The sequence below is a fragment of the Nitrosomonas sp. Is79A3 genome, assembly GCF_000219585.1.
GTDB lineage: Bacteria > Pseudomonadota > Gammaproteobacteria > Burkholderiales > Nitrosomonadaceae > Nitrosomonas.
On the sequence record NC_015731.1, the window covers coordinates 3,331,337 to 3,355,713 of the forward strand.

General features: G+C 45.3%; 25 protein-coding genes and 1 pseudogene. 13 read left to right on the top strand and 13 right to left on the bottom strand.

Translation table 11 applies throughout. From position 1 onward, the window contains the following. Nucleotides 1–178 precede the first annotated feature (178 nt). From NIT79A3_RS15535 to pgeF, 3 genes are all read right to left on the bottom strand, one after another. Entirely contained in the window at nucleotides 179–634 is a 456-nt protein-coding gene (locus NIT79A3_RS15535; RefSeq protein WP_348225646.1) for a DUF4019 domain-containing protein, read from the bottom strand. A gap of 9 nt (nucleotides 635–643) precedes the next feature. Continuing rightward, nucleotides 644–1,444 (bottom strand): ZIP family metal transporter, encoded by an 801-nt coding sequence (locus tag NIT79A3_RS15540; RefSeq protein WP_013967096.1) that lies wholly within the window; start codon nucleotides 1,442–1,444, stop codon nucleotides 644–646. Nucleotides 1,445–1,516: 72 nt separating this feature from the next. Further along, entirely contained in the window at nucleotides 1,517–2,263 is a 747-nt protein-coding gene (gene pgeF / locus NIT79A3_RS15545; RefSeq protein ID WP_013967097.1) for a peptidoglycan editing factor PgeF, read from the bottom strand. 232 nt (nucleotides 2,264–2,495) lie between these two features. Here pgeF and NIT79A3_RS15550 point away from each other — a divergent pair, with 232 nt between their 5' ends. The 8 genes from NIT79A3_RS15550 to NIT79A3_RS15585 all read left to right on the top strand — a co-directional run bounded on the left by NIT79A3_RS15550 (nucleotide 2,496) and on the right by NIT79A3_RS15585 (nucleotide 12,571). Further along, nucleotides 2,496–3,656 carry an ankyrin repeat domain-containing protein gene (locus NIT79A3_RS15550; protein WP_013967098.1) on the top strand — a complete coding sequence of 387 codons (1,161 nt, stop codon included), beginning with the start codon at nucleotides 2,496–2,498 and terminating at the stop codon, nucleotides 3,654–3,656. 14 nt (nucleotides 3,657–3,670) lie between these two features. After that, complete coding sequence (locus NIT79A3_RS15555; protein ID WP_013967099.1) at nucleotides 3,671–4,423, top strand: glycerophosphodiester phosphodiesterase; 753 nt, start codon at nucleotides 3,671–3,673, stop codon at nucleotides 4,421–4,423. Continuing rightward, a complete protein-coding gene (locus NIT79A3_RS15560) occupies nucleotides 4,420–6,009 on the top strand; it encodes a glycerol-3-phosphate dehydrogenase/oxidase (protein ID WP_013967100.1) in 1,590 nt (529 codons plus the stop codon). The genes NIT79A3_RS15555 and NIT79A3_RS15560 overlap by 4 nt, the downstream gene beginning before the upstream one ends. Continuing rightward, nucleotides 5,994–7,400 carry an FGGY family carbohydrate kinase gene (locus NIT79A3_RS15565; RefSeq protein WP_013967101.1) on the top strand — a complete coding sequence of 469 codons (1,407 nt, stop codon included), beginning with the start codon at nucleotides 5,994–5,996 and terminating at the stop codon, nucleotides 7,398–7,400. The genes NIT79A3_RS15560 and NIT79A3_RS15565 overlap by 16 nt, the downstream gene beginning before the upstream one ends. A 188-nt stretch (nucleotides 7,401–7,588) precedes the next feature. Beyond that, the gene (locus tag NIT79A3_RS15570) at nucleotides 7,589–8,179 is read left to right on the top strand and encodes a protoglobin domain-containing protein (RefSeq protein WP_013967102.1); all 591 of its coding nucleotides are present in this window, start codon (nucleotides 7,589–7,591) and stop codon (nucleotides 8,177–8,179) included. Between the two features lie 87 nt (nucleotides 8,180–8,266). Next, a complete protein-coding gene (locus NIT79A3_RS15575) occupies nucleotides 8,267–8,992 on the top strand; it encodes a glycosyltransferase (protein WP_013967103.1) in 726 nt (241 codons plus the stop codon). A 298-nt stretch (nucleotides 8,993–9,290) separates the two neighbouring features. Beyond that, the gene (locus tag NIT79A3_RS15580; protein ID WP_013967104.1) at nucleotides 9,291–10,730 is read left to right on the top strand and encodes a cytochrome c peroxidase; all 1,440 of its coding nucleotides are present in this window, start codon (nucleotides 9,291–9,293) and stop codon (nucleotides 10,728–10,730) included. Between the two features lie 449 nt (nucleotides 10,731–11,179). Beyond that, nucleotides 11,180–12,571, top strand: coding sequence for a hypothetical protein (locus NIT79A3_RS15585; RefSeq protein ID WP_013967105.1), 1,392 nt, complete (start codon nucleotides 11,180–11,182; stop codon nucleotides 12,569–12,571). A gap of 11 nt (nucleotides 12,572–12,582) precedes the next feature. Here the strand turns inward: NIT79A3_RS15585 and NIT79A3_RS15590 are convergent, their stop codons facing one another. Both NIT79A3_RS15590 and NIT79A3_RS15595 read right to left on the bottom strand, forming a co-directional pair. Then, entirely contained in the window at nucleotides 12,583–12,774 is a 192-nt protein-coding gene (locus NIT79A3_RS15590; protein ID WP_041360381.1) for a hypothetical protein, read from the bottom strand. A 21-nt stretch (nucleotides 12,775–12,795) separates the two neighbouring features. Then, on the bottom strand, nucleotides 12,796–15,513 hold the full coding sequence (locus NIT79A3_RS15595) for a cation-transporting P-type ATPase (protein ID WP_013967106.1): 2,718 nt from the start codon (nucleotides 15,511–15,513) through the stop codon (nucleotides 12,796–12,798). A 144-nt stretch (nucleotides 15,514–15,657) separates the two neighbouring features. Between NIT79A3_RS15595 and NIT79A3_RS15600 the strand changes: the two genes are divergently transcribed. Further along, a complete protein-coding gene (locus NIT79A3_RS15600) occupies nucleotides 15,658–16,170 on the top strand; it encodes a protein tyrosine phosphatase family protein (protein WP_156797109.1) in 513 nt (170 codons plus the stop codon). 24 nt (nucleotides 16,171–16,194) lie between these two features. Here NIT79A3_RS15600 and NIT79A3_RS15605 read toward each other — a convergent pair whose 3' ends face one another. From NIT79A3_RS15605 to NIT79A3_RS18435, 7 genes and pseudogenes are all read right to left on the bottom strand, one after another. Next, nucleotides 16,195–16,806 carry a sulfite exporter TauE/SafE family protein gene (locus NIT79A3_RS15605; RefSeq protein WP_348225648.1) on the bottom strand — a complete coding sequence of 204 codons (612 nt, stop codon included), beginning with the start codon at nucleotides 16,804–16,806 and terminating at the stop codon, nucleotides 16,195–16,197. Further along, on the bottom strand, nucleotides 16,761–17,015 hold the full coding sequence (locus tag NIT79A3_RS19610; RefSeq protein WP_348225649.1) for a TSUP family transporter: 255 nt from the start codon (nucleotides 17,013–17,015) through the stop codon (nucleotides 16,761–16,763). Before NIT79A3_RS19610 ends, NIT79A3_RS15605 begins: the two co-directional genes overlap by 46 nt. A 4-nt stretch (nucleotides 17,016–17,019) precedes the next feature. Next, a complete protein-coding gene (locus tag NIT79A3_RS19615; RefSeq protein ID WP_348225650.1) occupies nucleotides 17,020–18,054 on the bottom strand; it encodes an FAD/NAD(P)-binding oxidoreductase in 1,035 nt (344 codons plus the stop codon). A 147-nt stretch (nucleotides 18,055–18,201) separates the two neighbouring features. Next, the gene (locus NIT79A3_RS19620) at nucleotides 18,202–18,630 is read right to left on the bottom strand and encodes a sulfur transferase domain-containing protein (RefSeq protein ID WP_348225651.1); all 429 of its coding nucleotides are present in this window, start codon (nucleotides 18,628–18,630) and stop codon (nucleotides 18,202–18,204) included. An 85-nt stretch (nucleotides 18,631–18,715) separates the two neighbouring features. Then, complete coding sequence (locus NIT79A3_RS15620) at nucleotides 18,716–19,048, bottom strand: metalloregulator ArsR/SmtB family transcription factor (RefSeq protein WP_013967108.1); 333 nt, start codon at nucleotides 19,046–19,048, stop codon at nucleotides 18,716–18,718. A gap of 120 nt (nucleotides 19,049–19,168) precedes the next feature. Continuing rightward, the gene (locus NIT79A3_RS15625; protein WP_013967109.1) at nucleotides 19,169–19,582 is read right to left on the bottom strand and encodes a DUF6691 family protein; all 414 of its coding nucleotides are present in this window, start codon (nucleotides 19,580–19,582) and stop codon (nucleotides 19,169–19,171) included. A 31-nt stretch (nucleotides 19,583–19,613) separates the two neighbouring features. Beyond that, nucleotides 19,614–20,046, bottom strand: a pseudogene (locus tag NIT79A3_RS18435) (YeeE/YedE family protein). Nucleotides 20,047–20,170: 124 nt separating this feature from the next. Between NIT79A3_RS18435 and NIT79A3_RS15630 the strand changes: the two are divergent. Next, the gene (locus NIT79A3_RS15630) at nucleotides 20,171–21,031 is read left to right on the top strand and encodes an MBL fold metallo-hydrolase (RefSeq protein WP_013967110.1); all 861 of its coding nucleotides are present in this window, start codon (nucleotides 20,171–20,173) and stop codon (nucleotides 21,029–21,031) included. Nucleotides 21,032–21,154: 123 nt separating this feature from the next. On the opposite strand, the gene NIT79A3_RS15635 is transcribed toward NIT79A3_RS15630, so the two are convergent. Beyond that, nucleotides 21,155–22,168, bottom strand: coding sequence for a DnaJ domain-containing protein (locus tag NIT79A3_RS15635; RefSeq protein ID WP_013967111.1), 1,014 nt, complete (start codon nucleotides 22,166–22,168; stop codon nucleotides 21,155–21,157). A 349-nt stretch (nucleotides 22,169–22,517) separates the two neighbouring features. Between NIT79A3_RS15635 and NIT79A3_RS15640 the strand changes: the two genes are divergently transcribed. The 3 genes from NIT79A3_RS15640 (at nucleotide 22,518) to NIT79A3_RS18010 (ending at nucleotide 24,172) form a co-directional block, all read left to right on the top strand. Beyond that, nucleotides 22,518–22,703 carry a hemin uptake protein HemP gene (locus NIT79A3_RS15640; RefSeq protein WP_013967113.1) on the top strand — a complete coding sequence of 62 codons (186 nt, stop codon included), beginning with the start codon at nucleotides 22,518–22,520 and terminating at the stop codon, nucleotides 22,701–22,703. Between the two features lie 215 nt (nucleotides 22,704–22,918). Next, nucleotides 22,919–23,383 (top strand): bacterioferritin, encoded by a 465-nt coding sequence (gene bfr / locus NIT79A3_RS15645; protein WP_013967114.1) that lies wholly within the window; start codon nucleotides 22,919–22,921, stop codon nucleotides 23,381–23,383. A 222-nt stretch (nucleotides 23,384–23,605) separates the two neighbouring features. Further along, nucleotides 23,606–24,172: a DUF2325 domain-containing protein gene (locus NIT79A3_RS18010; protein WP_198009369.1), complete on the top strand. Its 567-nt coding sequence runs from the start codon at nucleotides 23,606–23,608 to the stop codon at nucleotides 24,170–24,172. The last annotated feature ends 205 nt before the right edge of the window (nucleotides 24,173–24,377 follow it).

Here is a 24,377-nt window from a genome sequence, read left to right on the forward strand (position 1 = left end):
AGACTCAAAATGCTCATTTATTAAGCATAAACTGCGCTTTTTCGCTTGTTTTTGCCTTGCATCGGCTGCCTCGAAAATGTTTTTCAATGGTCTGTTAAAAGCATCTGTACAGAAAGATCAATCTGACACGCAATTTGTGCTAAAAATTATGACTACCAAGTTTCAAGTATTCTTATTTTTACTTGATCGAGTATTCCGTAACCTGCCATGTTTCATTTTGTGCTTTTGCCAGCGTTACCGTCTCAAATGCCAATCCTTTTTCTGGGAAAGTTGTGTAAAACTGGAGCACAACATATTCCCCATCTGGAAACCCCGATAATGATTTTCCAGATGCTGCCGTCGCAATATACCTAGCACTCATTGCGCCACGTGACGCTCTAATTGCTGTGATCAATTTGATCCATTCAGACTCAGATGTTTTCAACTTAAATAGCGCGGAGGAATTTTCCCAGCTTTCTTTATATTTTCCACTATCGACCAGCCCAAGCCAGGAACGTGCGCTGTTTTCTACTTTTTCGAGAATATTGCTCTCTTGCGCATAAACAACACTTGTACAAAAAAGCAACAGTAATAACACAATTAACCGTTTTGTCATTGCAACTCCTAATAAAAAAACTCCGTATTTTGCAATCACCACACGCGCCTAGTCATGCGGAAAAATATTCCCTATCAGCCAGATAGTGGATATTCCTAATAATATTAATGCGACTTGCTGGATAGTTGCATTAATTTCCGGGCGTTTATGCAAACTTGGAATCAAATCAGACATCGCCACATAAATCATACTGGCTGAGGCAAGCCCTAATAGCGGCTGTACCAGAAAACTCATCTTGTGCAACATGAAATAGGCCAATACACCGCCAACCAAGGTCGCTAAACTGGATAACAAATTCATCAAAAATGCCATGCGGCGCGTGTAACCGGAATTCAAAAGGATTATGAAATCCCCTGCTTCTTGAGGAATTTCATGGGCGATAATCGCGATGGATGTCACAATACCCAATTGCACGTCAACCATGAAAGCAGCAGCAATTAAAATACCGTCGACAAAATTATGAAAGGTATCCCCCACAATAACCATCATTCCGCTACGCCCGTGATCATGCTCATGCTGATTAGCTATCGGTGCCGCGGATCCATGTAATGGGTCATGCACTTCGCAATCCTCGATATGGCAATGACGCCACAACACTAATTTCTCCAGAATAAAAAAAATCAGAATCCCAATTAACACGGTGACGGTCACCTGCATCGGGTTCTCAGAAAGCTCAAATGCTTCTGGCAAGGTATTGAGAAAAGCGGCTCCCAATAATGCGCCAATCGCATAAGAAACCAATATGGAAAGCCACGACACCCGCATATTGAATGCCAATATTGCTGCACACAATAAGCTTAATATTCCTCCAAATAAGCTGGCAACAATAATCCAAGTAAGCGTTGACATAAAGTTAATTGAAAAATAAAGGCGGGATTATACGCTGTTACAAGGCAATAATTTAACAAGTTAAAGCAGCGTTTATTCGAGCCAGATTAAAGCAGCCATCCGCCCGGTTTCACCATCCCGGCGATAAGAAAAGAAAAGTTCAGGATCACTGAATGTACAAATTCCTCCGCCATAAATCTCTGTAATGCCAATACTTGTCAATCGCTGACGAGCCAGCAAAAAAATATCCGCCAGCCACTTCTTTTCATGACTACTGTTCTTAGGCACAAAAGCTTGCGCCGCCTGCGCATTTTGCTGCACGAAAGCTTCGTAAACATCTGCGCCGACTTCAAAGTAATCAGGACCAATAGCCGGTCCCAGCCACGCCATCAGTTTGTTGTGATCCACTGCCATTGCAGCAATCGATCGTTCGATGATACCTCCGGCCAGTCCACGCCAGCCTGCATGCACGATACCCACTGTGGTGCCTGCTGCGTCACACAAGAATACCGGCAAACAATCAGCAACCATGACAGCACAAACCGCACCTTGTGTACGGCTCAATACCGCATCGCCTTCCGGATTTACCGTTGCCGTTTGATCAATCCAAATAGGCAACGTACCATGAACCTGTTTCAACCATCTCGGCTCCCCCGGTAAATAGCGACGCAGTAGAGTCCGATTACATTCAACATCCGCCAAATTATCATTGACATGCGCGCCCAAATTCAAAGTAGCATAAGTACCATTTGTACCGCGGCTCACACCGCCATTGCGGGTTGTAAAAAGTGCTTTCACATTGCCGGGTGCCGGCCAATCAGGGATTATCCAATCATTCATAGGTGTCTAATTTTTAGAAAAAGTATTTCCTATTAATCACAAACTAATTAAACCTTGAATCCAGCATTTCTAGGTTAAAATATCGGGCTTGAGGTTTTCTTCCGGATGCGGACTTGTTCAAATCAATTCTCAATTCATCCCTGACTTCATAAAATTGCAAAGTGAATCATGAGCGATCCAACAAACAGACTCCAAGAATTGATAACAAAAAGGCCAGATATAGGTATAACAAATGAATGATATAAAACACTTAATTAATTATACGCGTACATTTTTATTTTTTACGGTAACTGCTGCAGTCTTGTTAATTTCTGCTGCCAGCGCTTTTGCCAATGACGAAGAAGAGTTTATCAAAGCTGCATTTGCAGGCAAACCGGAAACAATCAAGCAGCTATTGGAAAAGGGTATTAATGTTAATCTTCAGAATGACAAGGGGTTTAGCGCACTCATCATTGCTTCACAATATGGACATGGGGATATCGTCAACCTATTGCTAGAAAATAAAGCCAATGTTGATCTGCAAAACGCCGGTGGAGCCACCGCTCTGATTATCGCTGCAAAAAATGGCTATGCCGATGTTGTCAATGCGCTATTGAGTAAAGGCGCCAAGGTTGATGCACAGACAACGGATGGCATTACAGCCCTCATGCTGGCGACACAAAAAGGACATGAAAGTATTGTGGATGCACTGTTGGAAAAAGACGCCAATGTCAATTTGCAGACCAAAGAGAAACTGACAGCCTTAATGCTTGCAGCATTGGATGGCAGAGCAAGCATTGCCGACAAGCTATTGGCAAGAAATGCGCAAGTTGATGTACAAGCGTCTGACAATACCACTGCACTCTATATGGCCGCCAGAAACGGACACACAGCGATTGTAGAAACTTTATTGGCCAAGAATGCGCCTGTTGATCTGTTAGCTGCTAACGATACCACGCCACTTTATATCGCCGCACAAAATGGACATACTGAGGTTGTCAATGCACTGCTAAAAAAAGGCGCTAAAGTAGATTTGAAAGATAAAAATGACGCGACAGCACTGACTCTCGCTGCTCTCATAGGCAATACTGAAATCGTCGATGCATTGATCAAACATGGCGCCAAAGTGGATCACAAGGCCTCCAATGGTTTTACAGCACTAATTCTGGCGGCGCAGAACGGGCATACGTCCGTCATAGAAAAATTATTGGAGAATGGCGCTAAAATCGACCTGCAAAATGAAGATGGCATTACACCGCTGATGTGGGCTGCTTTACATGATCATACCGATGCAGTGAAATTGTTGCTGGCAAAAGGTGCAAACCCCAAAATTAAAAGCAAAACAGAAAAAACCGCACTCGAAATTGCCAAAGATCCAGCTATTATTGAATTACTGCAAGCAGCAACACAATAGCCATCTATCAATAGATGCCAGGAAAAACCCGTCATTCCCCTAAGAATTGCTTGGTGTTTGCCCACCGCGGCGCAAATACGGAAGCAATGGAAAATACTCGAAACGCATTTGATAAAGCATTGGGGTATGCGATTGACGGCATTGAGACGGATATCCAATTAAGCCGGGATGAAATTGCGGTACTTTGGCATGACCGTTTTCTCGATAGAATCGGATTGAGCGATAAGCATATTGACGATTTTGATTATCATCAGCTTAAGGCGCTGATTAATCCGGAATCTGAAAGCGAAGGCATTATGACCTTGCAAGATTTTCTGGCCGCTTACCGAAGACGCTGCCGTTTATTGCTTGAAATCAAGAATCGTGACTGGGAACCTGTTTCCCGTCACGAATTAAAAATCCGGCAAACACTCGATCTGGTTGGTCAGAACCCTGATCAATGGATCATCGTTTCTTCATTCAATCTTCCCAGCCTGGTTTATGCGCACCAATACAATCCGGCGTTTCCCTTGGTTTACAACTTTGAAACCACGCAAACCATCGCAGATGCACGCAAACTTTTAAACACACACGCTTTTCTCCAGGGCCTTTGTTTGCCTATTGCGAATCTGGATCAAGCGATCGTCCACATGCTACGAGAACATGGCAAGTGTATCGCCGTTTATACCTGTAACAGTGACTCAGAAATCAATAAAGCCTTACAATTGGGCGTGGATATTCTTATCAGCGATTTTCCCCATAAAGCGCTGATATTGCGCGATCAATGAAAAGAGATTTTGCAACACTGCAAGACCAACACTTCGATCTCCTGGTTTGCGGCGGCGGCATATATGGCGCCTGGACTGCGTATGATGCGGCACTGCGTGGCCTGAAAGTTGCCATCGTTGAGCAGGGCGATTGGGCCAGCGCCACTTCATCCGCATCCAGCAAGCTCATCCATGGCGGCCTACGTTACCTGGAAACCTATGATCTCAAGCTGGTCAGCAAATCGCTCAAAGAACGCAAAATGTTGCTACAAGCAGCACCTCACCGCGTCTGGCCGCTACGTTTTGGTGTACCTGTTTACGCGCGGCAACGAATGAACCGGCTGCAACTGAAATTAGGGTTAACGCTTTATGATTTTCTGGCCGGTGATACCGATCCGCAAATGCGTCACAGCTATCTCAATCCAAAACAATTCACCGAACACTTCCCTTGCCTCGATGAACAGGCACTGAAAGGCGGATTTACTTATGCCGACGCACGAACCGATGACGCGCGGCTGGTATTGGAATTAATTTCAGGCGCGCAAGATGCCGGTGCAAGCTGCATCAATTACAGCAAATTGGTCCGGTTACTGGAAACCAACGGAAAAGCGGATGGAGCAATCGTCCAGGATCAGCTCACTCAAACCGAGAAGAAAATCAGTGCCAAGCAAATTGTTTTCACTACCGGTCAGTGGCTGGCAAAAGAAGCGCAAAGCCGCGAATGGTTTCGTCTTGCGAAAGGGATTCATCTGGTCATGCCCGGCGTGCTGCAAGATGAAGCCTTATTGCTAACGACCAAATCAGATGGCCGGGTGTTTTTTATGATTCCCTGGTATGGCTTGACGCTGTTGGGCACAACCGATACCGATTTTAAAGGCAATATCGAACAGGTTTCCGTCGATGCGAGTGATATTGATTATTTGCTGGCTGCCGCCAATAATTATCTGAAAACACCGTGGAAAGAATCAGACATTATTGGCTATTTTGCCGGGGTGCGGGTTTTTAAACAAAATACTCAAACGGCTTCTTCCGGTTCACCGTCTGCGGTCAGCCGCGATTGGGAATTAAAATCTGCCCCCAACGGCGTACATTATGCCATCGGTGGAAAAATAACTTCGTCACGCCAGGATGCCGCCTGTATCGTCGATACGGTGTGCTCACAACTCGGCACTGCCTTGCCCTGCGCAACCCAGGATCGATTATTTCCCTGGGCGCCGCAGGAAAATTTTCCAGACTGGTCTGCCCGCATGCTTGGCCAAGCAACACAGCTGGGCATTGATACAGAAAGTGCCAGATGGCTGCTGCATCGTCATGGCACACAAATAACTGAGATTTTTCGCAGCATTGAAACAGAAGCTGATTTGGCGCGACGCATTATTCCGTCTCTGCCGTTTATTGTTGCCGATCTGCTACATTGCGCCGCTACGGAAATGGTTATCCACTTAGAAGATTTGTTACGCCGCCGCCTGCCATTACTCATTCTAGCCAAGCTAACGGAAAACGAGTTACAGCAAATTGCCCTGCGCGTAGCCGATACCATGCATTGGGACGCTACTAGGACTCACCAAGAAATTGAGCGCTGCTGCAAACAATGGATCACGCACTGACCTCAGCAATTGCCCTTGATCTGGGAACGACATCCATTAAAGCCGCTTTAATGGATCGGCAGGGAAACCTCCAGCATATCGTCACTCGCTCTGCACCTGCCATTGATAGTCACAATGGACACTATGAAAGTAACGCGCTTGATTATGCTGTAATTGCCGAGCAGGTTCTAAAAGAATGTATTGCACAAACCGGCAACAATCTTCCTTTAGGGTTATGCAGCCAGCGTTCATCTTTCCTGATCTGGGACAAAATCAGTGGTAACCCGGTAACGCCCCTGATTTCTTGGCAAGATGCTCGAGGGGCAAGTTGCTGTGATCGTCTGCACGCATCAACAGACACCATTCATAACCTGACCGGTTTACGTTTGACCGCTTATTATTTTGCTCCCAAGCTCAGCTTCCTATTGCAGGAAAATCCGGCATGGCGTGAGAAGCTTGTTCAGGGCGAATGGCTGGCAGGCACGCTGGATACTTTTCTGATCTGGCGTTGGACGCACGGTCAACATTTTCTCACCGACGCGTCGATGGCTGCTCGCACCTTGCTGATGGACATCCACCGGCAACACTGGTCAGATACCTTGTGCCAACTCTTCGATATTCCATGCTCGATTCTGCCGCAAATAAAACTTTCAACCGGATTGAATTTATCTTTACCGGATTTTGGTTTGATTCTACAAGCCTGTGTAGGTGACCAATCGGCTGCGCTGATCGCCAGCCTGACCGATAGCCGAACCGACGCTTTGGTCAATCTTGGCACCGGTGGATTTGTGATTCGTTCCCTCGCCAAAAACGAGCTGGCGTTTGATGGTTACCTTCAGACATTGGTTTATCAGAATGAGAATCAGCAGGCGCAATTTGCCGTTGAAGGCACGCTCAATTCCATCGCCGCTGCACTGGCGCCATATTCTGTGAAAGATTGCCGCATTGAAAATTTGGCTGACAACGACATCTTCTGCCTGGCGGAGTCGAGTGGTTTAGGCGCACCGTATTTCCGCCAAGACTGGGGAGTTTACTTTTCTCAATCTATCTCCGCTTTGACCACACAACAAATTACCGTACTGATGCTCGAAGCTATCATTTTCCGGGTCGCACGCATTCTGGAAGATTTCCACCACCACTCGCCGCTGACTCAAGTCTACCTATCCGGCGGCCTGTCCGAGTTACCCTGCCTGCAGCAAGGTATCGCTCAATGCGTGCCATTCGCGGTTTTTCATTTACAGCAAAAAGAAGCAAGCCTTCAGGGTGCTGCTTTACTCGCCTCCAGGCTTAAAATAAACTGCCGCCAGCAAGCTAAACAAATAGCAATAAACTGCGGAAACAACGCACTATCAGAAAAATTCCAACACTGGAAAAATTGGCTGGATGGCTTATTGGCAACGCACAAAAACTAACCGAGTCCCCAAAAGTATTCCCGCACAAATTATCAATCCTGTAGAATCCGCCATTCAATTACTCAATCGGCGCATTTTTCTATATAATTTGACAAGAATTCATTGCATAACAGCATGATATCAAATGCATAGATAACAATAAGCTTTGTTATCTATGATGATTAACAGATCTAACAAAAGGAAATTTTATGACAACAAACATACCTGGCTATACCTATGGCAGCGCTTCGCTTGCAAAATCACCCGTATCACTTGATGATTTTGCCAATCTGAAACAAGCTTCTCTGTTTGGCGATGATGATGTGCGCTACCTGAAAATGTCGCACGACATACTTAAAGATCAAACCGAACAAATTCTGGATGTTTGGTATGGTTTTGTAGGCTCGACACCTTTCCTGCTGCACTACTTCACCAATGCAGCCGATGGCACACCCAACATGGATTATTTAGGCGGTGTGCGTAAACGCTTTGGTCAATGGATTCTGGACACCGCAAAAGCCGAATACAACCAAGATTGGCTCAACTACCAGTACGAAATTGGATTGCGCCACCACACCACGAAGAAAAATACTACCGACAACGTAAAATCAGTGCCGATCATTCACTTGCACTACATTTTTGCATTGCTCATTCCGATCACCACCACGCTGCGCCCATTCCTGGAAAAAGCCGGCCACTCCCGTGATGATGTGGATCGTATGCAAGATGCCTGGCGCAAATCAGTCTTGATGCAAGTCATTCTGTGGTCACAACCTTATATCAAACAAGGCGAGTTCTAATCTTGCTGTGGAGAGCGGTCATTTCCCGCTCTCCATCATCACTTCATTCAGCAGATAGCGTTCTCACTGAAATTCCTGCGCTTACCCATGCACCTATCCATCGTTATCCCCGCTTTTAACGAAGAACTATTGATTCTGGATTGTCTGAATTCCATTCAAGAATCAGTCAACGCCAATCAGAAACCCGGCTTTACTCACGAAGTGATCGTCGTGGACAACAACTCAACCGACAAAACCGCGGAACTGGCCATGCAAGCTGGAGCCAAAGTCGTGTTTGAACCGGTCAATCAGATCGGCCGCGCACGCAACACTGGCGCAGCGTCTGCAACGGGAGATTGGCTACTGTTTGTGGATGCCGACAGCTTGCTCAATCCTGGTATGGTGGCTGATATCTTACAAATGATTGAAGGTGGCAAACATGTTGGCTGCGGCAGCATCATGCACATGCCCGACCTGCCGTGGTGGGGTAACGCCGCGATGCAATTATGGACCGCGTTATCAGTTACGTTCCGTTGGGCATCGGGCGCGCTGGTAGTATGCCGGGCGGATGCATTCCGCGAGGTCGGTGGATTTAATCAGGAGATGTTTGCCGCTGACGAAATTGACCTCAGTCAATTACTTAAAAAATGGGGGCACAAACACGGCCTGAAATTTACCATCCTCACCCGTCACCCGCTCGTTACTTCACCCCGCAAAGTACAACTGTATACCGGCCGTGAAATTGCCGGTCAGATATTCAGCGTCCTATTTAACCCGAGAAAAACCTTACAAGACAAGAAAAAGCTTCCGATTTGGTACGATGGACGACGTTAAATAAAACAATACTCCCCAAAGCATAGTTCTTTAAAAGATACTCTGGCTGTCATGTGAATTGGCAAAGCAAATGAATCCACTCAACCATCTTCATTTAATTCTAACAATGTGATTTTTCTCACAGCTGATTGCACCCAGTTTATTTAGACTATAACCACTAGTACAGCGAGACTATGTCTAATCTCAACTAGCGTAGCTAAACTAATTAGCAAATTAGTTATCAATTAACGAAAATTTTGTTGAGCTAAATTTTTTTTCAGAATTTAGCTTTTTTACATCCATAACCAAGAGAAATTTAATGCGAAATATTATTAAGTTACAAACAATATCAGCACTATTTGTTATGCTAGCAGCACCAGCATTTGCGAAGAGTGACCATGATCATGATCACCATTCTAATCATCTGCCCAATATGTTTAGCTCGACCAATAGTCACGGCAAAGATGCAACTTATAGTACTGCGGGTTTTATTGATCTTAAAAATCCGTTTTTTAAAAGTTTGGGAAGTAATGGCCGTAGTTGCGGTTCCTGTCATGCCCCTTCTCAAGGATGGACAATAACGCCACAGGGTGTTCAAAAGCTCTTCGACGACACCGAGGGCCTTGATCCGCTTTTCCGGCTGGTTGATGGTGCCAATTCTCCTGATGCACCTGTATCTACCTTAGAGGAACGTCGCAAAGCCTATAGTATGTTGTTGGAAAAAGGGAATATCCGTGTAGGAATTGGTATCCCGCTTAACGCAGAATTCGAATTGCTTGAAGCCGATGATCCTTATGGCTTCGCAAGTGCAGGTCAACTATCACTGTTCCGCCGTCCAATGCCAACCACCAATCTTAAGTTTCTGAGTACTGTCATGTGGGATGGTCGCGAAACAACCCTGATGCCGGGTTCCACTGATTGCATTTCTGGCACTTCAACTTGTTTTTCTCCAATACCTTTTGATTTGTCAACCCAGGCCAATCATGCCACATTAGGTCATGCTGAAGCATCACACGAATTAACGGATGAAGAGCGTGATGCGATTGTGGCATTTGAGTTAGGGTTATTTACAGCACAGATACAGGATAACAATGCTGGCAACCTAACTGCAGAAAGAGCAGGCGGTGGTCCAAAAGAGCTGAAGAAGCAAGAATATCACTTTGGTATTAATGACACGCTGGTTGGGGATTATCAAACACACAGCCCTTTTAGCCCCAATGTAATGTCACTCTATGACAGTTGGAATAAGTTCAACAAAAATAAATCCTCCAATAGCACTAAAAATGCTCGTGCCGCCATTGCACGTGGTCAAGCACTATTTAATACCAAACCTATCCAGATCAGCGGTGTAAAAGGGATTAATGATGACTTAAGCGTGAGCGTGCTCCCTGGCACATGCACAACATGCCATAACACCCCGAACTCGGGCAATCACTCAACACCGATGCCGCTAGACATCGGTATCGCTGATGAATCGCGCCGGACACCGGATATGCCTTTGTATACGCTGAGAAAGATAGGAACTGATGAAATCATTAAAACAACTGATCCTGGCCGGGCTTTGATTACGGGCAAATGGAAAGATATTGGCCGCTTTAAAGGACCTATTTTACGTTCGGTAGCTTCACGGCCACCCTACTTCCACGATGGTTCTGCTGCAGACTTACCAGCCGTTGTTGAGTTTTACAATAATCGCTTTAGCATTGGTCTGACTGAAGATGAGAAAGCCGATCTCGTTGCATTCTTGGCAGCACTGTAAAACTGCCTTTTCTATCTAGCTGAAGAGCAATGGGGCAATTTATTTTAGATCATAAAATAGATTAGCCTCATTGCTCCGATACAAATTATTCGTGATTCCGCATATGAACTTCTGCGTTTTTTGGAAAAAATGCATTTATCCTGCATAAAGCGGAGGTAACGCATCATAGCCTTCCAAATGTTCACTTCCCCGTACCGCCCCGGGCACCTCATTTGCACTAGCGTACGTTTTCGAAACATTCGACACTTAAAACCTTAAATCTTATAGGCTTGCCTGTTTAAACTCCACCGTTTGTCACTAGCTTGATTCCAATACGCCGCACGTCTTTCCAGATCTGTTCATTACACTTACGATTCTTTCAGCAAATTTACAGCTAATGTTGTGTCTTACACAAAATAATATATAATGATATATGATATATTATTAATAATCATTGAGAGGTAACCAACATGTTCATTAGTCATGCAAAATCAATCCACACCGCCCAGCAATTAGGCATTATCGGCCTGGCGATTTATCTGACTTGTAACGCTTCTTTCGCAGCAGCCGAAGTCTGGTCAACACCGCCAACGCTGCTGGCCTCAACCAAAAATATCAATCAGACCAATGAAAACCTGGGCGACCAAAAGGTTGCGATCAACTCCAAAGGACAAGCTGTCGCTGCTTGGGTGCGCGGTACGCAAATCCAGGCACGCAGCAGATCTGCCACCACCTGGAGCGGAGTAGTCACTTTAGTCCCGGCTGCCACGGGGCAGACCGCCAGTCTTCTGGATTTAACCAAGTCACCATTAGGAGATGCTATAGCTGTCGTTTCTGTTAATTCCGTGGTACAAAGCAGCTTTTTTCATGCCGGTACTTGGAGTACGCCAGCAGTTATCCCAGCAGCAACAGGCGCTATCGTTTTAAACGCTCGGGTTAAATACGATAGCAAAACTACCCCATCGGCAACACCCACTGCCACTTTGGTCTGGTCGGAGAAAACCGGCGCTTCCTGTGCCGTAAAAGCCGCCACCGGTAATGCGAGCACCGGCTGGAACAATGTTATTACTGTTGCGGACACTGGGTCTGCTTGCTACAACTTTATTGATTTGGCAATCAACAAACGCGGCGAAGCGGCACTGGCACTGGGTGCAACACCCCCGCCCATTCGTCATGCCGGCAGCCCTGCCGTGGTTACCAGTCGCAATACCAGCGGCACATGGACTACCCTCACCAATTTTGCTTCCGGCGCGTACGGTACAGCACCCTCGGTAGCAATTGCCGATAACGGTGTAGCCATTGCGGTATTCAGCGATGCCAATCTGGGCGCTCAGTGGTCGAGGCGTTCACCGGCCGACGGCAGTTGGACAGCCAAGGCCACCTTCGACGGCTTTGTACCAGCCGTACCCGTAAAGATTGCTATGGCCAGCAATGGCACAGCTGTTGCCGCATACAATACCTATTATGCAAATGTGCCGCCTGCACCGCTCAATGCCGCCACTTTACCGAGCGGCAGCAATACATGGAGCATACCTGTTGAAATCACATATCCAAGCGGCAGCGTCGAAGCATTTAATATTGCAGCTACGCCTGCGGGATCATTTGTAGTCGGCTGGATAGACGCCCAACCCGCTGGATCGCCTGGCTACAATATGGGCGTTTCGGTACTGGAAGCGGGCAATACTAACTGGTCCAACACTATTTTAGATGCTGATATGCAGGGCACCTATATAACACCCAGTCCTACAGCAGTTGCTGCCGCATCGGGACAAGCCATAGCCATATGGAATAACAACTTTTTTTATAGCAACTTATCCAATATCTATACCAAGCTTATGGCTTCTACAACTGCTATCAAATAAGCCTATGCGTTTCATCCTGTGGCGATGTTTACCGCAACACAGCAAACATCGCCACGGTTTACTTGATAACTCGTGCCAAAACGCTGCTGGTTGACATTTAATAGAACGATGTTGGCAACGACGGAGAGGCAGTTGAAAATTTGATGGCAACCCAGCGCGAAATGAATTGCTGTGAACCGACCAATCAATAAATTCCAGGACATGTAAAAAAACACCTCTAACGATTACAGATCCTTCACCCCCCTCCGCCGTAACAAGTATTTCTCAAGTTCAATGATCAGAAATAGCAATAAGCTGATTGCGATGATGCGTCCCCAGGCTGTCACATCCAGAGCTGTCGTGCCAAATAACTGTTGCATCACTGGCAAATACGTGAATAGTAACTGCAAAACCAACAACAGACCAATAGCCAATAAAACATAACGATTATCCAGCAAACCCTGACGCGAGCATGCGGAAGCCACCAAATAACGGCAATTGAACAAATAGACTATTTCAAACATCACCAGTACATTAACCACCACCGTGCGTCCCAGTTCGACGCTGGAGCCATTCATGGTTTCCCATAAATATAAACTTAAACTGCCACCAATCATCAATAACGAAACAAAAATGATGCGCCACACCAGAAAGCCAGACAATATCGGTGCATTAGGGTCGCGTGGCGGACGCCACATCACATCACTTTCTGGCCGCTCGAATGAAAGTGTCACGGCTAAAGTAACTGTGGTTACCATATTGATCCACAATATCTGAACCGGGGTTATCGGCATTGCCACTCCCAGAAAAATCGCCAAGATAATTATCCCGGCCTCCCCACCGTTTGTCGGTAGCACGTAAACAATGGTCTTTTTGATATTGTCGTAGACAGTGCGCCCTTCCTTCACGGCGTGTGCAATCGACGCAAAATTATCATCCACAAGCACCATCTCGGCCGCTTCCTTCGCCACTTCAGTGCCCTTCTGCCCCATGGCGACGCCAATATCTGCGCGTTTCAAAGCTGGGGCATCGTTCACACCATCACCGGTCATAGCGACAATTTCGCCGTTATCCTGTAAGGCTGTCACCAGCCGCAGTTTATGCTCAGGATTCGCGCGTGCAAAAATATCCACATCCACAATCACTCGACGCAATTGCGCATCATCCATATTATCCAGTTCAACGCCTGTAATGGCGCTGTGGCCATCCCCAATGCCTAATTTTGCTCCAATAGCGCAAGCAGTAATATGGTGATCGCCCGTAATCATTTTGACGCGAATGCCCGCCGTATGGCATTGCTGCACAGCGACAATGGCTTCCTCACGCGGAGGATCTATAATTCCTACCAATCCCAACAGGGTAAAATCCGCTTCAACATCAGAAGATTGAAGGATTTGTTGTCCCTCTGGCACAACACGGCTTGCCATGGCGAGGATGCGCTGTCCCGTCGCACTGGCTTCTCGTATCTTGGTATGCCAGAAATCAAGTTTGATTAATTGATCCTCGCTCAGACTGCGCTGATAACTACACATAGCCATTACTTCTTCCGGAGCGCCTTTGACATAAATCAGGCTATGCCCGGCATGGCCATGATGCAACGTTGCCATAAAACGATGTTCCGATTCAAACGGAATCACATCTGTGCGAGGTAATGTTTCCTGCTCAGAAATCGGATCCAATTCCGCTTTCATTGCCAGGGTAATTAAGGCACCTTCTGTCGGATCGCCGTGAATGCCCCATGTACCATCACCCTGATGCAATGTTGCATCATTACATAACAATCCTGCACGAAACATATCCTGCATTCCTGCATATTCAATGATCTCAATTTTCTTTCCATTCAGACGAAAATCACCAGTCGGTGCATAACCTACGCCGCTAACCTGTACCTGATGATCCGCAGTAATCACAAGCTGTACGGTCATCTCATTACGCGTTAAAGTACCTGTTTTATCGGTACATATCACGGTTACCGCACCTAATGCTTCCACTGCCGGCAAGTGGCGAATAATGGCATGATTTCGTGCCATACTCTGCACCCCTAGAGCTAACGCAATCGTTAAGATAGGCGGTAACTCTTCAGGAATTGCCGCGACAGCCATACCGACTGTAGCCAGAAACATCTCACCGATACTGTAATCATGAAACAGTAATCCAAAGGTAAAAACAGTGACTGCCAGAACCAAAGTTACGCTAGCCAACCAGCGCCCAAATTTTGCAATCTTACGTAACAGGGGCGTTGTCAGTTTATCGATCTGTTCCAGCATCTGACTAATGTGCCCAATCTCAGTATGATCACTGGTAGCAACCACTACACCCATTCCCTGGCCATAAACCACCAATGTGCCTGAATACGCCATGCAGAAACGATCCCCGATCGCGGTCACAGCATCGACTGCATGGATGGATTTCTCAACGGCCTCGGATTCTCCGGTTAATGCCGCTTCTTCGATCCGCAGGTTTTTGCAATTGAGCAACCGCAAGTCGGCGGGTACCTTGTCACCGGATTGCAGTAGCACGATATCGCCAGGCACCAATTCTTCTGCCGGAATTTGCTTGCGCTGTCCTTCTCTCAGAACTGAAGCATTGAGCGATAACATATTGCGGATAGAAGCCAATGCTTTTTCCGCCTTACCTTCCTGGATAGTGCCGATAATGGCATTGATGACAACGACTGCCAGGATCACACCGCTATCCACCCAGTGCCCCAGAAAAGCAGTCATCACAGATGCCCCCAGTAGAATGTAAATCAATACATTATGAAATTGCAGCAAGAAGCGAATAACGGCACTTTTTGGCTTAGGTGGTTTTAAACGGTTTGCACCATATTGTTCGAGACGTTGCTGCGCTTCTGTTTGTGATAATCCGGCAGAATCAGATTTAAGCGCTTCCAGCACCTGTTGCGCTGAGTAGCTATGCCATGCGGGTGGTTTATCGGGTGTAGAAGTCTGATCGTGTTGCATAAGTATTTTCCTTCTTTGGAATCACAGATTGTATTATGTTTATCTCATAGACCAGAATCGATAGGAATAATTTGTATTTAATTATTCAGTACAGCTACAATGAAAACATTCTTTTCTCACTTAACACAGCAAATGGGGCTTTCTATGAAATACTCTATCATTCTGATGGTACTTTTAACCATTCTGTTTACCAGCATAGCGCAGGCATCTGGGCGGGTACCTTTTGGTCATCAGGTTATTGCGGTACAAAACTACAGCCGCGCTACGGAAAAAATTGCCATATCAGGAATGATTAGCGAGGGCGGCGTGCCAGCATTGGCAGCCACTGGTTTCAAAACCATTATTGATTTACGCACCAAAAACGAAGGCGTTATGGAGGAGAAAGCATTGGTCGATATTGCCGGCATGATGTATGTCAATATTCCGACGACCGTTGCTGGAATCACTAAAGAACAGGTGGCCGCATTTACCAAAGTGATCGAATCAGCGCAAGCCCCGATACTGATTCACTGTGGATCGGGTAACCGGGCAAGTGCCATGTGGGCTAGCTATCGAATCACCAAAGGTGTTGATCCGGAAGTAGCCATTGAGGATGCCCGCAAAACCGGTTTGCGCCCGCCGCTGGAAGAAAAACTTCGTGAAATCATGCTGAACTGAGCTTTAATCCATCCATCAACTCGCTCAGAACAATTTAATAATCATCCATACCGACACACCCATGGAGGCTACAGCAAATCCTTGCTGTAGCCTCGGGCCAGCAAGAAAATGGGCAAAAATTCGCCCGATCAACATACCTGTCAATGCACCGGCGGCAAAAGGTAGTGCAATAGTCCAATTCATACCTCCGAGATAGGTTGCAGAGGCAACACCTATGGCAGTAATAAGTGCGATCACTGCCAATGAGGTTGCAAGAATGGATTGCATCGAAAGATTGGTCGCTTTTTTTAACGCCGGCACAACGACAAAGCCTCCTCCGATGCCTAACAAACCTGATAAGAATCCGGTTGCAATCCCCGAGAACGCCAATGCCCGGGCGCACGGCCAAGTCCATACCAAACGGCCTTGATCATAGGCTAGCTGGCAAGGGATTGAGGCAGTATCCGAGGGAGAGTCTGTCATATTTTTCTCATCCTTCTTCTTACTTTGCAGCAACATGCTGACTGCAACATAGAACAATACCAGAGCAAACAAAAGTGTTAGAGGCGCATTAGGCAATTTCTGCGCCAGCCATATGCCGATGGGTGCAGTCATGACACCGGTAATAGCAATAAATCCCGCTGCCCGGTAACGCACCTTTCCTTTCCTTGCCTATGCGCAAATAGCGCACCGATAGCCGAAGACAAACACACGGCGAATAAAGCAATGGGAGCAGCTTCGGCAACAACCAGATGCAATCCAAACATCAGCAGAGGAACTGCAATGATCGTACCGCCAGCGCCAGTCAGGGCCAGTATAGCACCAGCACAAGCGCCGAGCAGAATACTGATCAACAAAATATCCACATGCTCAGCTTAATTTACGGGGACGAGCAAGCCATTCCTTGCCTTTTAGCATGCCATTCCAATAGATCCATGGAAAAACTGTCGTTTTAAGAAACCAATTAAGCTTTCTCGGCACTGTTGGGTCAAGTGGAAATGTGGGCAGTAATTTTCCGCCAAAACCAAATTCAGCCAGTATGACTTTGCCATCCCCCACTGTCAGCGGACATGCGCCATAACGGTCATAGATAGTCGTCAGTTCCCGATCTTCTTTTGCCGCCAGAAGATTCTCCGCCACTACAACGATTTGCTTTCTGGCTGCCGCAGCCGTTTTCGTGTTAGGAGATGAACAGGCATCCCCCAATGAAAATACATTCGGGTAATCGGTATGCTGCAGTGTCTTTTCATTTACTTTGCAAAAACCGCCCGCGTCTGCCAAAGGACTATTGCGAAGAAAATCCGGAGCGGCCTGTGAGGGTGTCACATGCAGCATGTCAAAAAGTTTCGCTTCGAGGGTTACCGTTCCATCATTGCCTTTAATTTCAAAGTAGGCGATCTTTTTGTTTCCATCTACTTTGATCAGATTAGAATTGAATATCAATTTTGCATGGTAGCGTCTGACATATTCCATCAGAGGTGGAACAAAATCTGCCACACCAAATAACACAGCAACTGCCGTATTAAACTCAACATCCATATTTTTCAGGCAGTGTGTATGCAGCCAGTGATCGCATGAAAGATACAAGGCATTTTGTGGCGCACCGGCACATTTGATTGGCATCGGCGGCTGGGTAAAAATTGCTTTTCCGGCTTTAAGTTCTTTTACCAGCGACCAGGTATAAGGTGCAAGGTCATACCGGTAGTTTGAAGTAACGCCGTTTTTACCCAGTGTTTCCTCTAGTCCCTCAATCTTTTCCCATGCCAGACGTATACCCGGGCAAACAATTAATTGCCGGTATCCCATCACACGGCCATCTGCCAAGTGTACTCTGTTGTGTTCCGGATCAAATCCGGCTGCAGCCGCCTGAATCCATTCAGCATTTCTCGGAATTACATCATCCATCGGTTTCACTGTTTCGGCGATGTCATAAGCACCGGCCCCCACCAGTGTTCAAGCAGGCTGATAATAATGTTTGTCGCTTGGTTCGATAATCGCGACACGCAGGGCTGGCCGCCGTTTAAGCAGGCTTACAGTGACACCGATGCCAGCCTAACCGCCCCCTATGACAACCACATCAAAGGCATTATCCCAGTTGCAGGCCGTCACCACAGATTCCCGCGCTTCTATGTCACCCTTATCATTCTGCTTAGTCATTTCATACAAAGCAGTCGCACGCTTGCCAGAACCGCAAAACGCCAGAACCAGTTTGGGTAATTCAACCATAAATTTCTGAAAAGCTTCGGCACGCTCTGCGTTTATGGCGCTCATCCTGACAGGTAGATAGACAAAAGTAATATCCAGTAACTCGGCCATCGCCTCCAGTTCTTCACTGCCCGGCTGGCTTCTGCCACCCTCATAATCCGGGCGATTACAAATAATGGATTTATAGCCAGCTGCTGCAATATCGGCGATATCATCGATATTGATTTGACCGGCAACCGACAGTATGTGGTCAAGCTTGGTAATATCCAGGCGCATATCCTATCCTCTATCAATCAGACCATACTGAGTATCAGCTATTGTTGCAATAGTTCACAAATAATCCTGATTGACGATTATCCGTTCAGGTAGATTGATTCTTACAATACAAGTTATACAAAGTCTCCATAATCTTAATGGCTTCCTGACTCGCCAAACTATAGTAAATATATTTACCTTTGCGCTCCGTTGCAACCAGATTTTCTTCTCGCAGCACGGTCAGTTGTTGCGACAGCGTAGGTTGATGAATGCCGAGCATTTCTTCCAGCTCACCCACATTCCGGGTTCCCTGACTCAGTTCGCACAGAATGAGTAGCCGGTCTTCATTGGCCAGTATTTTCAGTAAAGCGCAAGCAGCCGAAGCGGATGTATGTAGCGCAGCGATATTGTGTAAAACTGGAACTGATTCTGTTTTCATAATTAATTCTTATCTAACGTTAGTGTGTATCTGTTTAAATCCTGAATGATAAATCCATTAGACCAGTAATGGTTAAAATTCTAAATCATTTTCCTAAACTTCCTACAAATTGTAAGAAGTTTATCCACGCCCTTGCAGATTCTGGTAAATACCCATACCCAATAGCATCGCGGCAAGAAATACCAATGCATCAATACTTCCTGTTCCAGCCAGCAACACGGCCGGTCCAGGGCAAATACCCGCTATCCCCCAGCCAATGCCAAACACAAGGCTTCCTAACAGCAAGCGGTTATCTATTTTCGTGACTGCAGGTATCTGCATCGATGGGCCTAGGTAACTGTGTTTACGGTTTTTTGCCAGTGCGAAAGCAATCGAACCCACAGTCACGGCACTACCCATAACCCATAGCAGGGAAGAATCCCAGTTACCTGTTATATCAAGAAAAGCCAAAACTATGGCTGGATTTACCATACCAGACAAGATAATTCCCAAACCGAAAACAATCCCTGATAGCAATGCGATAAAGTTAACCATTAAATGCCTTCCTTATACATGCCTATCCAAGCTAGAAAGTAAATGCATACCGTATCAAATAGACTGTCACAAAACCAGCCAGCATAAATACTGTTGTCGCTGCAATTGAGCGCGGTGATCCTCTTGCTATTCCACAAACCCCATGACCACTGGTACAACCAGAACCCAGGCGCGTGTACCGTAACAGACCAAGAAACCTGCCAATGCTAACATCGTGTAACTAGTTTCAATAACTATCTCCGGCAAAACAAAAAAAGACTTCCAAATAACCACTGATAAAATTAGTCCTAAAATAAAAGCAATGCGCCAACTGATATCGCCTTTTTGAATTCGATATAATCCACCCACAATACACGATATACCGGCGATACGTCCGTTAAATAGAATAACAGTGCCACTGCGGCACCAATCATCAACCCGCCAGCTGCCGCATGCCATGGCACTGAATCCAGATTAATATACATTCTCGTTCTCCTGCTAAGAAACGAAAATCAGTTCATCTCAATATCTTAGATATGATATCATACGATATGCATAATTATATATTATAATATGCAAGAGTTCTAATTAAATTGGCAGATAAATAATATGAAACCAAATATCAATGCATTCTTTGACTCAGCAACCTGGACTGTCAGTTATGTTGTTTTTGATGAACCGGGCGGTTGTTGCGCCATCATTGATCCGGTCCTGGATTACGATCCCAAAGCAAGTAGAACAAGCACTCGCTCAGCTGACAAGCTGATAGCGTTTATCGACGAACAGCGTTTATCTGTTGAGTGGATACTTGAAACGCATGCGCACGCAGATCATTTGTCATCTGCTGATTATCTTAGAGATCGATTGGGCGGAACAATTGGTATCGGCAGTAATATTCCTGTCGTACAAGAGACTTTTAAGAAAATTTTCAATCTCGGCGATGCGTTTATTCCGGATGGTCATCATTTTGATCACTTGTTTACGGAAGACGAGCTATTTCAGGTTGGAAAATTAACGGCCAAGGCCATCTCCGTGTCAGGTCACACGCCTGCGGACACGGCTTACCAATTTGACGATGCCATCTTTGTAGGAGATACTCTTTTCATGCCCGATATTGGTACTGCACGCGCAGATTTTCCAGGTGGCGATGCACGTCAATTATTTAAGTCCATTCAAAAATTACTGGTATTTCCACCGGAAACAAGATTGTTTATGTGCCATGATTATCCGCCTGTCAATCGCGCTGCTGCGTGGCAAAGTACAGTCGCACAGCAACGTCTCCATAACATCCATGTACATGATGGCATCAATGAAAATGAATTTGTAACGATGCGCAACAAACGTGATGCGACGCTGGAAATGCCCAATTTGCTGCTTCCTTCAATACAAGTAAACATCAGAGCCGGAAAATTGCCACCGGTCGAGACAAACGGAGTTGCATATTTTAAAATACCGGTTAACTTAATTTGATCCGTTTCAATAAACCAGCTGCAAAGGAAAATTAACATTTTAAGGAAGCTCTGATTAAGTTGATTACCGTTCGTCCTGAGCCTGTCGAAGGACTTAATCAGAGTTTCCTTAATATAACCAGACTCAGGCTTGTACTGTGACAAAATTACCATGTTGCTGATCAAATTTCACTGCAATAAAGCGAGTTCCAACAGAGATCCCCTCACCGTCATAGCGTTTATGCGTTACTTCAGCCACCGCCTGAAAATTAGGCGCATCAATTTTTATGATGTCATTTGGATCAAGCATCACGTCGGTTAAGAAACGAATCCCTGTAGGTGACAAATCCTGGAATATGCCTTGGCAAGGCCTACCCGGCCAAAATAAGTAAAATACAAATTCACCCCTGACATTGATCCGCATCATTAGCCGGCGCGAGGATTCAAGATTCTCATGTTGCAAAACAAGTAATGGGCTTGCGCATTCCAGACAACTCTCACTGCGATATATACTTGTTTGCGGCACATACGGCGTCTTACAGAAAAAACAGTAATGTGTAATCACTGCCCGATATGATTCTATAGCAAACTGCGGCATGCTTTTAACTTCGGACGAAAACCCAGTCAGGTTGGTATTTTCTTGGGCAGATTTCCCGGCAGCATGAAAAAAGCTGCCCGCAAAAATGGCATCATACTGCTTACGCGCCAAAGGATTTGAAAGAATCCGGTAGGCTTCATCAAGTAATGCAGCTTCTACTGATGAATTCTTTCTTAACGCTTGATAACTTGCCGTAATTGTAGCGATGGGCGCATCAGGCTGAACCTGAAGAATTCGATAATAGTTACGTTGATTCAGCTGTGAAGCTCGTCCATTCTTCTGCTTCTCCCCCCCGGAATCCGTAATTTGGCCAAATGCACCCTGGCTGAGCGTTTTAATGTGATAACGTTTCAGTAACTCAAGGTCATAAGCGGCTCGCTTGAGCGGATCTCGCAGCGTTTTATAGGCAATATCGAGTAAGTTCTCGCTCAAATCAGAGCCAGTAAGATCTGGATGAATTTTAAGCTTTTGCAGTAATACCCGATAACTTTCCTGAATAACAGTCATCGGCGCATCCGGCTGGACATGAAGAATTCGATAGAAATTACGTCGTTCGATCATGCGTATCGAAGAAATGTGTTTAGTTTAGCAATGAATGAGCGCAACATTCTTTTATTCATTTATCTCAATAGCTTGCAATCAAAAAACATCCACAGTATACACATATCGATCAATATCACCAAGATAGCTCGCTAGGATTCCGCTCATGCATAATAATACAAAATAAATTTGCTCCACGCGCCCTGTGGCAAGACCATGGGAATTACAAGTTAAAAATCTTATTTGCTGTAAATACAAGAACAACCTATCGTATACGCCTCTTAATTTGATAATTTGACATTTAAGTCTTGCGCACCGTTTAAAAATGACTATAATGAGAATGACTCTCATTTACAATTGTTGATCTAAGATGGATATTTTAAAATTACCCCAAATACAACTCAGAAATTTGCATCAATCGGGATTGTCAGATTTAAGCACATTAATTGATAGCGACGCCCTATTTAGAAATGGCGATGTCGTATTTATTCTGCATAAAGGCGAACAATACACGCTACGCCGCACACGGAATGGCAAGTTAATTCTGAACAAATAGTGGATTAAAGATACATATCATGTATATTTATACTTGCAAGTTGTTACCGGTATCGTTATGCGTGATTTGGACTTATGCCGGGTATTTCTTAGCGGAAAAATGTTTACGGCCATCATGCATAGGTGGTGCCAAGCAAGCAAAGCGTAAAATACCAGAGCGATAGCTTTTTTCTGAATTCGATCACATACAAAATATATTTGTCTTAGGAGCTAAAAATGAAAGGTAACGTAGATATTATTCGCTGGTTGAATCAGCAACTACAACATGAACTGACTGCCATTAATCAATATTTCCTTCATGCCCGCATGTACAAGAACTGGGGGTTTAACAGTCTTGGAAAACACGAGTTCGAAGAATCTTGCGAAGAAATGAAACATGCTGATGCGTTAATTGAGCGAATTCTATTATTGGAAGGCCTGCCAAACTTGCAAGATCTTGGCAAATTAATGATTGGTGAAACCGCTGAAGAATGTATCGCGTGCGATCTAAAACTTGAATATATCTCGCGTGACACCCTTCTTGTTGCAATAGCTGCCTGTGAATCAGCACAAGATTATGTCTCACGGGAAATTTTTGAACGTATTCTGGAAGATACCGAAGAGCATATAGATTGGCTGGAGACTCAGCTTGATGTCATGCAAAAAATTGGTATCCATAACTGGCTACAAAGCCAGATATAGTTTTTCCCTTGCCGCTGGCGTTCTCCTCCTTCTCCAGCGGCACACTCAGCCAGCCAACCTGTTCCTTTCAGGTCAGCCAGCCAATTTTTTATTTGCTGATGATTTGTAGGAGATTCGATTATGAACTTTCTAAAGAAGCTGGCTTTAACTACCTCACCGGGCAGTGTCTTTCAATATCCTTCCCCTGATTCTGCATACACGAATGTGTTCTCGTTGCTCTGTTTGGGCAATCCACAAAAATTAATCCATACACTAAGTAAGTGTCCGTTAATCTGTGAAATATTCAGTCTACTGAAACTGGAATTCAATTGTCTTGATCATAAAATCACCAAGGTTAATCCAACTTTTCCTAAAAATTTTCCTATTATCGATTGGGCGCCCTTGGTCAAGACTTCTTTCCCTATAAAAACTTGCAGCACTAACAACGCCAATCAAAATAATTCGCATAATAGCAGTGATTATTTAGCTGAGCGATTTGTGCTATGTGTAGGCGGACGCATTAAACTTTATCCGGAATACAGCCAACTAATAGAAAATTCCGGTGGCAGTTTTATTGCATTCCATGGCGACCCCGGTGATCGCTTAGATAAATTACCGCAACTCCTCGACAAGGCCGATATGATAATTTGCCCAGTTGATTGTGTTAACCATGATGCTTTTTTAATTGTTAAGCATTACTGTAAGTATTCCGGCAAACCTTGCGTATTGCTGGATCGTTCGGAAGTAGATACTTTCAACGCCGGAATACATATGTTAGTCATGATGACCGCAAAAGAAGCATTCAATTAGAAACCAGAAATCTCAATTGAATCTTTTTTATAAACGATTAGGAATCTATCTTATAAGAATTACATTTAATTTCTATTTCTCTACAAACGGGCGGAATGGCTAAGGTGAATTAGCGACTATCGGTTGGATTTCGTGAAGCGTGCCCGTCAATTGTATTGGGTAAAACCTGAAAGCGACGGGAATCATAATCGCAAGTTTGGCAAGC